The sequence below is a fragment of the Mesorhizobium sp. M0296 genome, from assembly GCF_040321675.1.
In the GTDB taxonomy this organism is placed as follows: domain Bacteria; phylum Pseudomonadota; class Alphaproteobacteria; order Rhizobiales; family Rhizobiaceae; genus Mesorhizobium.
Window position 1 is genome coordinate 140149 of sequence record NZ_JAMYRZ010000006.1, and the last position, 11990, is coordinate 152138.

Consider the following 11990-nt stretch of genomic DNA (forward strand, 5'->3'; position numbering starts at 1 on the left):
TTTCGAAGGCTTCATGGAAAAGGCGCGGGTCGAGGCCCGCGCCTTTTTCGTTGCGTCGAGAAATTCGTATGCCCGGATCACGCCGCGAGGTCGAAACGGTCGGCGTTCATCACCTTGGTCCAGGCCGCGACGAAATCCCTGACGAACTTTCGCCCGGCGTCCGCCGACCCGTAGACCTCGGCCAGCGCCCGCAGTTGCGCGTGCGAGCCGAAGATCAGGTCGGCGCGGGTGCCGGTCCACTTGACTGCCCTGGTCTTGCGGTCGCGCGCTTCGTAGACTTCATCGGAACCGGCGGCCGGATCCCAAACCGTGTTCATGGAGAGCAGGTTGACGAAGAAATCGTTGGTCAACGTGCCCGGCCTGTCGGTGAACACCCCGTGCTTCGACTGACCGGTGTTGGCGCCGAGCACCCGCAACCCGCCGACGAGCACCGTCATCTCCGGCGCCGTCAAGGTCAGCAGCTGCGCCCGATCGACCAGCATCGCTTCGACCGACATCGGCTGCTTGCCCCTGACATAGTTGCGGAAGCCATCGACTTTCGGCTCGAGCGCGGCGAAGGACTGGACGTCGGTCTGTTCCTGCGAAGCGTCCATGCGGCCCGGCGTGAAAGAAACCTGCACGTCATGGCCGCCGTCCTTGGCCGCCTTCTCGACCGCGGCGACGCCGCCGAGAACGATGAGGTCGGCAAGCGAGATCTTCTTGCCGCCGGACTGCGAGTTATTGAACTCCTTCTGGATCGCTTCGAGCGTCTCGAGCACCTTGGCCAGTTGCGCCGGCTGGTTGACCGCCCAATCCTTCTGCGGCGCCAGGCGGATGCGGGCGCCGTTGGCGCCGCCGCGCTTGTCGGAGCCGCGGAAAGTCGAGGCCGAGGCCCAGGCGGTCGAGACCAGTTCTGAGACGGACAGGCCGGAGGCCAGGATCTTCGCCTTCAGCGAGGCGATGTCCTGCTCGCTGACCAGCTCGTGGTCGATTGCCGGTATCGGGTCCTGCCAGATCAGCTCTTCTTTCGGCACGAGCGGGCCGAGATAGCGGACGGCCGGACCCATGTCGCGATGCGTCAGCTTGAACCAGGCGCGGGCGAAGGCATCGGCGAACTGATCAGGATTCTGATGGAAGCGCCGTGAGATCTTCTCGTAGGCCGGGTCGACGCGTAGCGCGAGGTCGGTGGTCAGCATCGCCGGCGCGCGGCGCTTCGAGGGATCGTGCGCGTCCGGCACGGTGCCTGCACCGGCGCCGCCCTTCGGCGTCCACTGATGGGCACCGGCCGGGCTCTTGGTCAGCTCCCATTCGTAGTTGAACAGATTGTCGAAGAAGTTGTTGCTCCATTTGGTCGGCGTCGTGGTCCAGGTCACCTCGAGGCCCGAGGTGATGGCGTCGCCGGCAATGCCGGTGGCGTGCTTGCTCGACCAGCCGAGGCCCTGCGCCTCGATGCCGGCGCCTTCCGGCTCCGGGCCGACGAGCGATGCATCGCCGGCGCCATGGGTCTTGCCGAAGGTATGGCCGCCGGCGATGAGCGCCACGGTTTCCTCATCGTTCATGGCCATGCGGGCGAAGGTTTCGCGGATATCGCGCGCCGCGGCCAATGGATCGGGCGTGCCGTTCGGCCCTTCCGGGTTGACGTAGATCAGCCCCATCTGCACGGCGCCGAGATGGCCCTGAAGTTCGCGGTCGCCGGAATAGCGCTCGTCGGCGAGCCACTTGGTTTCCGATCCCCAGTCGACGTCCTGCTCCGGCTCCCAGACATCGGCGCGGCCGCCGGCGAAGCCGAAGGTCTTGAAGCCCATCGATTCCAGCGCGACGTTGCCGGTGAGGATCAACAGGTCGGCCCAGGAGATCTTCCTGCCGTATTTCTGCTTGACCGGCCACAGCAGCCGGCGCGCCTTGTCGAGATTGGCGTTGTCCGGCCAGCTGTTGAGCGGCGCGAAACGCTGCTGGCCGGCGCCGGCGCCGCCACGGCCATCGCCGATGCGATAGGTACCGGCGCTGTGCCAGGCCATGCGGATGAAGAGCGGGCCGTAATGGCCGAAATCGGCCGGCCACCAATCCTGCGAATCGGTCATCACCTGGTGCAGATCCCTGATCACCGCCTCGAGATCGAGGCTCTTGAATTCCTTGGCGTAGTCGAAGTCCTCGTCCATCGGGTCCGAGAGGCTGGACTGCTGATGGAGGACGCCAAGGTCAAGCTGGTTCGGCCACCAGTCACGGTTGCTCCTCCTGGCCGATCCATGTGGGACCGGGCATTTGCCGGCGCTGTTGTCGTCGGTTTTCGCGTCCATCTTTGCCTCCGATTTGTTGATTTTTCGGGATTTTGTTGATTTTCCGGGCAGGGCCGGCGGCCGCGCCATCCTGGAATGGTTCCAGACTAGCCCGCCCAGCCGATAAAGACAAATTGCCTTTGCTGTTTATTCTGATAGGTTTTCCTTATGATCGGTTTGACTGTCCGGCAGATGCATTATTTCGAGGCGCTGGCGCAGACGCTGCATTTCGGCCGTGCCGCAAAACTCGCCGGCGTCAGCCAGCCGGCGCTGTCTTCGCAGATCGCCGAGATGGAGCTGCGGCTGAATTGCCGTCTGTTCGAGCGCGGCGGCAAGGTGGTGCGGATGACCGACGAGGCCGTGGCCCTGCTGCCGCGCATCGAGCGCATTCTTGCCGACGTCCGTGACGTCGAGGCGACGGCCCGGCGCGGCCGCCCGGCGCTGGAAGGCCGCTTCCGGCTCGGCATCATCCCGACGGTGGCGCCCTATCTCTTGCCGCATGTGCTGCCGGAGCTGAAACGGCATTTCCCGGCCTTGCAGCTGGAACTGCGCGAAGCCGTGACCGCCTCGCTGGTCGAGGACACCAGTTCGGGTAAGCTCGACGCCTTCGTCGCGGCGCTGCCTCTCGATTACCCAGGCCTGGTTACCGAGGAACTTTTCTCCGACCGGTTCTTCCTGGCCGTGCCGGCCGGCGATCCCGCCTTCGCCTCGCCGCCGGTGCCACCGGAGAGCCCGGCGCTGGAGCGGCTGATGCTGCTGGAGGAAGGCCATTGCCTGCGCGAACAGGCGCTCGCCGTCTGCGGCAACGTGCGGCCGGTGGCGATGGCAAGCTATGGCGCGACCAGCCTGACGACGCTCTTACAGATGGTGGCGCACGGGCTCGGCGTCACGCTCATCCCGGAAATGGCGGCAGGGCCGGCCAGCACTATCCCCGATTTGAAGATCGTGCCGTTCCAGGAACCGATGCCGCAGCGCACGATCTGCCTCGCCTGGCGGCGCAACAAGGTCCGGCACGACGAGTGCGTCGAACTGGCGAAGATCATCCGCAGGCTGGATGCGGCGGTGCTGGCGGCTTGAGCGGCGGGTCAAGGATCCGGTTTTAGCCCCGAAGCCAACCTGCAAGAAAACGACTTCAATCCTTTTTCCAGGCTGCGAGCAACGGGCCGTTGCTTCCATAGACAGGGTCCTTGCGCGGACGGCCGACCCTGGGGATCGTGACGACCGCCCTGGCATGGTCGGCGGCGGTCGTGCACAGGTCATAGGTGCCGGATGGAGGATAGGCGCCGACAACCAGAAAATCGTCGGATGCGGAAAGACGCTGGTGCCCGGTGCCGGCCGGAAGCACCGCGACGTCGCCGGCCTTCAGCGACAGGATTCGTCCCTTGTTGCCGCCAAAGCGGACCTTCGCCGTGCCGCGCGCAACGCCCAGCACCTCGTGTATCCGCGAATGGTAGTGGACGTAATCGTAAATGCCGTTGCGCCAGCTATCGCCCCAGCCATTTGCTTCGAAAAGCGCCTCCATGACGGCCGCCGGATCGAAGTCCTCGGGCAGCGTCACGGCGCCGCGATAGACGACAAGCGGCCAGAACGGATGGTTGGGCACCAGGCCATCATCCCTAAACCGAAACGCATTCGCTTTGCGCGGCCTCAGGAGGTCGGCGACCTCTCGCCTGTCCGGTCTAGCGATACCGGTGACCTGCTCGACAGCTTTCTTCGTGGTTTGCAGAATGCTCATGGCTTGGCCTTGGGTTGGTGGGGAGCTTCATGCCGGTTTAACCGGCTGCATGGCGGATCGGTTCCGCTGAGGTCGGAGATCTGCGATCCATGCGGTCGGCATTTGACGTCCGGGCACATCGAAGCCGCCCAAGTTTCAAGCCTTGAACACCGCAAGCATGTGAAGATCCAATCGGTCCCGCCGCTGTGTCGTCCCATGGCACGGATGAGACGATACACTGTTTACCACAGCGCTCGCGACAGCTCGCGAAACGGGCGACCCGCAGAGGCTTTTTTCGTGTTATGATGCACCTGCAACGCGCGTAATCTCGACCTCGGCAATATGGCAAAGGTCGAAAGCAATTTTTGCCCTGGCGTCCCCCAGCACGGACTCAACCCCGATGACTGGGTGTGCTTACCCGGGCGAGGAGGTTGTCCATGTCCGCGAGTAATGTCGAACGCCCGCTGCAGCCGGGCGACCGGGCGCCGAATATTATTCTCGATGCGATCTCCCGCGAAGGCAAAATCGCGCTCACTGATTTTCGAGGTCGTAGCCCATTGTTGATCGGCTTGTTTCGAGGCCTGCACTGTGCGTTCTGCCGGCGCAATGTCGCGGCAATGGCGCAACTCAAGCCGGCTCTGGCTGAGAAAGGCGTCGAATGCCTGGCGGTCGTCAATACGCCGGTAGAGCGGGCACGGCTCTATTTCCGTTACCATCCGACACCCGATCTTCTCGCCGCGTCCGACCCGGAGCGGGCCTCGCACCGTGCTTTCGGCTTGCGCGAGATCGGGATGGACAAGGTCATGGGGATCCGTATCGATCTCCCGGGTGAGTTGCCCGAGCCTATGGACCCCATCGCAATAAACGAGTTGCTCAACAAGAAGGAGGGGTATGAGATTACGGAAGCCGATCAGCAGATGATGGCTTCCGCTAAGGAGTTGCTGGTTGGTCAGTTTCTCATCGACCGAGGGGGCATTGTACGCTGGAGCTTCACTGAAGTTCTGGAGGCTGGCCTCAATACCCCCAAGGCGCCGAATCCGGAGGAATTGATGTCAGCGGCTTCCCAAGTTGCACATTAATGGGCTGCGGAAATAGGCGGCTGACAACTCGCTCGACGACCGCGCCCTTCCCGCTCACTACCGGGGAAAGGCCGTTCTGGGTCAAAACCTGAAGATCGTGGATAACCGCTTCGCGCCCGATCTCGGCCGTAGAGATCAGCTTCTCCGCGTCCTGAAAGCAGACATCGCAAGCGAGGACTCCGGAGGTCGCGGTTGCGCCCTCAAGCCCCGCCCGGTCGACCAGATAGAAGATCGCATTGGCCTCGCCGCCCGGCATCGTCTCACTGAGCTGGATGCGGCTGTTAGGCTGGATCAGACCGAGCAGGGTCTCCGCCGCACCTCGACGCCGAGGTCGCGCAGATCGTGGCCGTTGCCGCGCCGCGCCGATTTTCTGGAGTGATAAGCCGCGCCCGACGCGGCGAATTCGTAACCCTACTCGGCGGCCGTCTCCGATGGCGCCTCTGCCGGCCCCGAAGGCTCTGCCTCGGCACGGGGCTTGCGCCGTGAAAACAGCGACCTGAGCGTGACGTAGAACACCGGCGTCAGGAACAGGCCGACGAAAGTGACGCCGAGCATGCCGGAGAATACCGCGGTGCCGAGCGACTGGCGCATTTCTGCGCCCGGGCCCGTTGCGATCATCAGCGGCACGACGCCGAGGATGAACGAGAAGGCGGTCATCAGGATCGGCCGCAGCCTGAGCCGGCAGGCTTCGACGGCAGCCTCGGCAGCCGACAGCCCGCGTTCCTGCGCCTGCCGCGCGAATTCGACGATCAGGATCGCGTTCTTGGCGGCAAGCCCGATTAGCACGATGAGGCCGATCTGCACGAGGATGTTGTTGTCCAGCCCTCGGAGCGACACGCCGAGCAACGCCGCGAGCACGCCGAGCGGCACCACCAGCACAATGGCGAACGGCAGCACCCAGCTTTCATATTGCGCCGCCAGCGCCAGGAACACGAACAGCACCGACAGTCCGAAGATATAGACAGCGGCATTGCCGGTGTTGCGCTCCTGATAGGCGAGCTCGGTCCATTCATAGGAGGTACCGGCCGGCAGCGTCTTTGCCGTGATCCCTTCCATCAATGCCAGCGCGTCGCCCGTGGAAACGCCGGGCGCGGCGTTGCCCTGCAGCGGCACCGAAACGTACATGTTGTAGCGCTGGACCAGCGCCGGGCCGGTGACGTCGCGGATCTCGACCAACGTGCCGAGCGGAACCAGCGCGCCGGTCGCCGAGCGCACCTTCAGTTTCAAGATGTCGGCGCGATCGAGACGGAACGCCTGGTCGGCCTGCGCCCGCACCTGGTAGACGCGCCCGAAAGCGTTGAAGTCGTTGACGTAGGCGGTACCCAAATTGATCGACAGCGCCTCGAAGATGTTGGGGATCGGCACGTTCAGGATGCGTGCCTTGTCGCGATCGATCGCCAGGAAGAATTGCGGGCTCGACGCGGAGAACGTGGTGAACACACCCGTCAGCCCCGGCGTCTTGTTGGCCTTGCCGGCGATTTCGTTGGCAAGCGCCAGGATCTGCCGCATGTCGGCGCTGTTGCGCTCCTGGATTTGCAGCTTGAAGCCGCCGGCATTGCCGACGCCGCGGATCGGCGGCGGCGGCAGTGCGATAATGAAGGCTTCCTTGATGCTTTGCAGGCTGCCGAACAGATTGCCGATGACCTGGGTCGCCGACTGGCCGGCTTTCAGTCGCTCGTCAAACGGCTTGAACCTGGCGAAGATCACGCCCGCGTTGCTAGCGTTGGTGAAGGTCGCGCCGGAGAAGCCGGCGAAGGCGACTGCGTAGTCGACGCCTGGCGTTTTCTGGATGATCTGCGACGCCTGCTGGATGACCGCATCGGTCCTCGACAGCGAAGCGCCGTCCGGCAACTGGATGACGACGATCGCATAGCCCTGGTCAAGCGACGGAATGAAACCGCGCGGCACCGACTGCACCATGTAGACCGTGGCGTAGATGAGGGCCGCGAAAACGGCCAGCATGGCGGCGATCGTTATCCACGAGCCGACCAGCACGCGAATGATGCTCGAATACCAATGGGCGACCCTGTCGAAGCCGTGATTGAAGCCGTCGGCGAGCGCCCGTCCGAACCGCGCCAGGAAAAAGCGCGGCGGCGCCGCCGCGGCGTGATGCGGCTTGAACAGCAGTGCGGCCAGCGCCGGCGAAAGCGTCAGCGAATTGAATGCCGAGATCGCCGTCGACACCGCGATGGTGATCGCAAACTGCAGATAGAACTGCCCAGAAATGCCGGGGATGAAGGCTGTCGGTACGAACACGGCTATCAGCACCAGCGAGATCGCGATGACGGCCGTTCCGACTTCGTCCATGGTCAGGTGCGACGCCGGATTGGGCGCCAGCCCTCTGGCGATATTGCGCTCGACGTTTTCGACCACGACGATCGCATCGTCGACGACGATGCCGATCGCCAGAACTAGGCCGAACAGCGTCAGCATGTTGAGCGAGAAGCCGGCGGCGTAAAGCACCGCCAGCGTGCCGATCAGCGACACGGGGATCGCCACGATCGGCACGATCGCCATGCGCCACGATTGCAGGAAGACGATGATGACGATGATGACCAGCAGCATCGCCTCGAGAATCGTCTTGTAGACCTCCTGGATCGACTCGGCGACGAACTCGGTCGGATTGTAGACGATGTCGTAGCTCAACCCCTTCGGGAAGTCGCGGGAAAGCTCCTTCATCTTGTCCTGGATCTCCGCGGCTGCGGCGAGCGCATTGGTGCCCGGCCGCTGGAAGATGGCGAGCGCCACCGCCGGTTTGCCGTTGAGATAGGAGTTGGTGACGTAATCCTTGGCGCCGAGCTCGATGCGCGCCACGTCCTGCAGCGAGATGAGGCGGCCGTCGTCGGTCGATTTGACGATCACGTATCGGAAGTCGCGTGCGTCGTTGAAGCGGCCTTGCGTGGTGACAGTGTACTGGAACGCCGTGCCGGTGCTGGTCGGCGGCGCGCCGATCGAGCCGCCCGACACCTGGACGTTCTGGTCGCGCAGCGCCTGCACCACATCGCCCGAGGTCATCCCCAGGGCGGACAGTTTTTCCGGATCGAGCCAGATGCGCAGCGAATATTCGCGTTCGCCGAAGATGATGAGGTCGCCGACGCCGTCTAGTCTGAGCAGTATGTCGCGCACCCGCGAGCGGGCGTAGTTCGAGACGTAGAGCTGGTCGTAGGTATTGTCGGGCGACAGCATGTGCACGACCATCATCAGGTCGGGCGAGCTCTTGGTGGTGGTGATGCCGAGGCGGCGGACTTCTTCGGGCAGGCGCGGCTCGGCGACCGACACGCGGTTCTGCACCAGCACCTGAGCCTGGTCGAGATCGGTGCCCAGCTTGAAGGTGATGGTCAGCGCCATCGCCCCGTCGCCCGACGAATAGGACGACATGTAGAGCATGCCCTCGACGCCGTTGATCTCCTGCTCGATCGGCGTTGCCACCGTCGCTGCGACCGTCTCGGCGTCGGCGCCCGGATACTGCGCGCGAACGACGATGGTCGGCGGCGCGATCTCGGGATATTGCGCGACCGGCAGCTGGGTATAAGCAATCCCGCCGAGGATCAGCAGGACGATCGAAACGACCGATGCGAAGATCGGACGGTCGACGAAGAAATGTGCGAACCTCATTGCTGCAACTCGGCGGTCTCGGCCTTGGGCGGCAACGTCACCATCTCGACCTTCACCTTGGTGCCGGGCCTGGCGTGCATCAGCCCTTTGACGATGATTGTCTCGTCGCCGGTCAGGCCCTGGCGGATGACCCGGTAGCCGTCGAGAAGCGGGCCGGTGCGCACGGGCTTCGCCGACACCATCCCGGCCTCATCCACCAGGAACACGATGCGGCGATCCTGATCGGCGCCGATCGCCTCGTCGGGCACCAGCACGCCGCTATGCGGCAGCGACCCCGGCACGTTGATGCGCCCGAACATGCCTGGCTGGAGAATGCCATCGGCGTTGGGAAACCTTGCACGCACCCGCATGGTGCCGGTCGCGTTGTCGATCCGGTTCTCGGCAAAATCGAGCTTGCCTTTGAATACCGCCTCCGCGCGGTCGGCGACGCGAACCACCACCTCGAGCCCGCCGGCGCCTTCCTGCATGCTGCCGCCGCGCTCCTTCGCGTCGCGGGCATAGCTGAAATACAGGCGCTCATCGACGTCGAAATAGAAGTCGATCGGATCGCGCGTAACGATGGTCGTCAGCAAGGTGGAATCCGGCTGCACGAGGTTGCCGACCGACACCAGCCGGCGGTCGATGCGGCCGGACAAGGGCGCCTTGATCTCGGTGAATTCCATGTTCAGGCTGGCCGTCGTCAGCGCAGCCGTCGCGCCCTGCATCTGCGCCTGCGCCGAAAGGTATTCCCGCGGGCGGTCGTCGACCGTCGCGGTTGAGATATTGCCGGTCTTGGCGAGTTCGTCGGCGCGATCCAGCTGCATCTTGGAGAATTCGAGCAGACTCTTGGCGACGTCCACTTGCGACTTGGCGGCATCATAAGCCGCCTGGTACGGACGCTCGTCGATGGTGAAGAGCAGGTCGCCCTTGTTGACCAGTGCGCCGTCCTGGAAGCTGACCTTGTCCAGATAGCCGCTGACGCGCGAACGGATGGCGACCTGGTCGACGGCTTCGAAGCGCCCGACGAACTCGTCGTCTTCGACGATTTCACGGACCACCGGCTTGGCCGCTGTCACCACGGGTAGCTGCTGGTCCTGCGCAAACGCAGTGCTGCTGAAAGCCATGCCGAGCAGGAATGCCGCCGACACGGCGGCGCGGGGAAGCCAGCCGGCCGATCGACAGGGTCGCCCGCCCGCGTCGCGATGCAATTGCCCATTCTCTGGGGTGTCCATTTGCGTCCTCGCTCGCTGGACCCGGAGGTCGGTTGATCCGCTTCTACGCTCAGGCTTTTCGTCGAGATCAGAGCACTGCAGTGTTGTGCATGGCAATATGATCATTTTCCATGTGGGCTGAAATGTCCACCCTGTGGCTGCCCCGCCACTGGCAACGCAGATCCACCGGGCGGTCCGGGACGCCATTGAGACGGGACGGCTAGACCCGGGAGCAGACCTTGGTCCCGTCGGGCTGAACGTCCGCAATCCTTCTTCAAACGTTAAAGCCGCCATTCCGCTATCGGCCCCGAGGCTGCCGGTCTGCAACGCGCCCCAAGGTCGGCCGTTAAAGTTAGTTGTGCCACCGCCTTACAGCGGACAACACCGGCGACCGCGCTTGAGGGCGTAGTTGCGCCAGGAGCGGTCATTCGATGTTCTGCCGTTGAACGGCTTCATTCGCCAGTTTAGCGGAAATTGGGCGATTGCCTGAACAGGGAAGTTCGAAACCCTCTTGGTCCGCGAATCCCGCTGATTGCACGCTGCGGTGCGATATTCTGCAAGATAGCCACCCAACCAACGCCGATAGCCGCATTGCTCTCGACAAGAGCACTCCTGCCGCAGACCACCTAGCTGGCAGACACTTGGCTGATCCCGGCATCGACCCAGGCACGCGTCTGCTCAAGCACTTCATCCGAGAGCGCGGGATCGTCGATCGCCCGGGCGAGGATTACTGCCCCCACCATCGCTGCCCAGCTTCCGATCGCCGCGCGGCGTCTGTCTGCCGGATCCAACTCCGGGAGCGCCTTGCCGATACGGTCGATCTGCGATCGTAGGCCTTCCGTCATGGCCGAGCGTGCAGCCGGGGTCTGATGGCGGATGGCTGCGGCAAGGCCCGCCGTCGGGCAACCGCCGGCGCAGTTGTCGCGATGCCGGGGCGAAAGATAGGAACCTACATAAGCGCGAAGATCGCCCCCTCCGCCTGAGTCCGCGGCGAGGACGTGGGCAAGGGTCTGCGCGATCAGGTCGTCCTTCGAACTGAAATGACCATAGAAGCCGCCATGGGTGAGCCCGGCGGCCTTCATCACTTCCGCCACGCTGACCGCGTCGAACCCCTTCTCGCGAAACAGCCGGCTGGCCGCATCCAATATCCGGTGACGGTTCTCCGCCATCTGCTCTCGACTGACCTTCATTTCAAAATTCTCCGTCGGCCCCGTTGACATTTACATGATGCCCATCATATTTAGCCGCAATCATGATGATCGTCATGAATATAGGTTCCATCAGAGAAAAGAGCAATGCCATGACCACCGTTCCATCAGTCCTCATAACCGGCGCCTCCACTGGCATCGGAGCTTCCTATGCCGAACGGTTCGCCCGCCGCGGACACGACCTCGTGCTGGTTGCCCGTGACGTGGCACGAATGGAGGCACTGGGAGCCCGGCTCCGTCAGGAAACTGGCGTTGCGATCGACATCATCCAGGCTGATCTTACGCAGCCTGCCGAGCTTGCAACGGTAGAGACGAGGCTGCGCGATGACGCACGCATCGGGATTCTGGTCAACAATGCCGGAACAGCCATCGGCGGAAGCTTCATCGAGCAGAGTACCGATGACGTCGCACGGCTGGTTGCGCTCAACACGACCGCACTTCTGCGGCTTGCCAGCGCCATGGCCCCGCGTCTTGCGAAAGCTGGCGAAGGGTCGATCGTCAACATCGGCTCCGTGGTCGGCCTGGCGCCGGAGTTCGGCATGACGGTCTACGGCGCAACCAAAGCCTTCGTGCTGTTTCTGTCGCAGGGGCTCAGCCTCGAGCTCGCGCCGAAGGGTGTCTACGTCCAGGCCGTGCTGCCCGCCACGACGCGTACGGAGATCTGGGACCACGTCGGCGCCGACATCAACACGCTTTCCAACGTGATGGAGGTGGACGATCTGGTTGATGCGGCGCTGGTCGGCTTCGACCGCCGCGAACCGGTGACCATCCCGCCACTCCCCGATGCCGGGCAGTGGGACGCGCTTCAGGCCGCGCGCCAGGCCATGCTTCCGAACTATCGGAACGAACATCCCGCCGAGCGGTACCGCAAGGTCGCCTGAGCACCAACGAATCCATTTGATAACGACCTCGTCGCGGCGGGGACAAAC

Annotated in this window: 8 protein-coding genes; 3 read left to right on the forward strand and 5 right to left on the reverse strand. The window is 63.8% G+C overall.

Annotated features, from left to right (window positions below):
* Positions 1–77 precede the first annotated feature (77 nt).
* Positions 78–2276 (reverse strand): catalase/peroxidase HPI, encoded by a 2199-nt coding sequence (katG, locus tag NKI97_RS08870; RefSeq protein WP_352833599.1) that lies wholly within the window; start codon positions 2274–2276, stop codon positions 78–80.
* Between the two features lie 147 nt (positions 2277–2423).
* On the opposite strand from katG, the gene NKI97_RS08875 reads away from it, so the two are divergent.
* Complete coding sequence (locus tag NKI97_RS08875) at positions 2424–3332, forward strand: hydrogen peroxide-inducible genes activator (RefSeq protein ID WP_352833602.1); 909 nt, start codon at positions 2424–2426, stop codon at positions 3330–3332.
* A 55-nt stretch (positions 3333–3387) separates the two neighbouring features.
* Here NKI97_RS08875 and NKI97_RS08880 read toward each other — a convergent pair whose 3' ends face one another.
* Positions 3388–3990, reverse strand: a complete 603-nt coding sequence (locus tag NKI97_RS08880; RefSeq protein WP_352833605.1) for a cupin domain-containing protein — start codon at positions 3988–3990, stop codon at positions 3388–3390.
* 416 nt (positions 3991–4406) lie between these two features.
* Here NKI97_RS08880 and NKI97_RS08885 point away from each other — a divergent pair, with 416 nt between their 5' ends.
* The gene (locus NKI97_RS08885) at positions 4407–5048 is read left to right on the forward strand and encodes a peroxiredoxin-like family protein (protein ID WP_352450977.1); all 642 of its coding nucleotides are present in this window, start codon (positions 4407–4409) and stop codon (positions 5046–5048) included.
* A gap of 411 nt (positions 5049–5459) precedes the next feature.
* Here NKI97_RS08885 and NKI97_RS08890 read toward each other — a convergent pair whose 3' ends face one another.
* The 3 genes from NKI97_RS08890 to NKI97_RS08900 form a co-directional block, all read right to left on the reverse strand.
* On the reverse strand, positions 5460–8663 hold the full coding sequence (locus tag NKI97_RS08890) for an efflux RND transporter permease subunit (RefSeq protein ID WP_352833608.1): 3204 nt from the start codon (positions 8661–8663) through the stop codon (positions 5460–5462).
* Positions 8660–9766, reverse strand: coding sequence for an efflux RND transporter periplasmic adaptor subunit (locus tag NKI97_RS08895; protein WP_352833655.1), 1107 nt, complete (start codon positions 9764–9766; stop codon positions 8660–8662). The genes NKI97_RS08890 and NKI97_RS08895 overlap by 4 nt, the downstream gene beginning before the upstream one ends.
* 713 nt (positions 9767–10479) lie before the next feature.
* The gene (locus NKI97_RS08900) at positions 10480–11043 is read right to left on the reverse strand and encodes a TetR/AcrR family transcriptional regulator (protein WP_023674676.1); all 564 of its coding nucleotides are present in this window, start codon (positions 11041–11043) and stop codon (positions 10480–10482) included.
* A gap of 110 nt (positions 11044–11153) precedes the next feature.
* Here NKI97_RS08900 and NKI97_RS08905 point away from each other — a divergent pair, with 110 nt between their 5' ends.
* On the forward strand, positions 11154–11942 hold the full coding sequence (locus NKI97_RS08905; protein ID WP_352833610.1) for an SDR family NAD(P)-dependent oxidoreductase: 789 nt from the start codon (positions 11154–11156) through the stop codon (positions 11940–11942).
* Positions 11943–11990: the final 48 nt, after the last annotated feature.

Bases quoted from the DNA above. Each gene is read 5' to 3' on its own strand.
- NKI97_RS08900 (WP_023674676.1), bottom strand. From the start codon at position 11,043: ATGAAGGTCAGTCGAGAGCAGATGGCGGAGAACCGTCACCGGATATTG.
- NKI97_RS08905 (WP_352833610.1), top strand. From the start codon at position 11,154: ATGACCACCGTTCCATCAGTCCTCATAACCGGCGCCTCCACTGGCATC.
- NKI97_RS08880 (WP_352833605.1), bottom strand. From the start codon at position 3,990: ATGAGCATTCTGCAAACCACGAAGAAAGCTGTCGAGCAGGTCACCGGT.
- NKI97_RS08875 (WP_352833602.1), top strand. From the start codon at position 2,424: ATGATCGGTTTGACTGTCCGGCAGATGCATTATTTCGAGGCGCTGGCG.
- katG (WP_352833599.1), bottom strand. From the start codon at position 2,276: ATGGACGCGAAAACCGACGACAACAGCGCCGGCAAATGCCCGGTCCCA.
- NKI97_RS08895 (WP_352833655.1), bottom strand. From the start codon at position 9,766: ATGGCTTTCAGCAGCACTGCGTTTGCGCAGGACCAGCAGCTACCCGTG.
- NKI97_RS08890 (WP_352833608.1), bottom strand. From the start codon at position 8,663: ATGAGGTTCGCACATTTCTTCGTCGACCGTCCGATCTTCGCATCGGTC.
- NKI97_RS08885 (WP_352450977.1), top strand. From the start codon at position 4,407: ATGTCCGCGAGTAATGTCGAACGCCCGCTGCAGCCGGGCGACCGGGCG.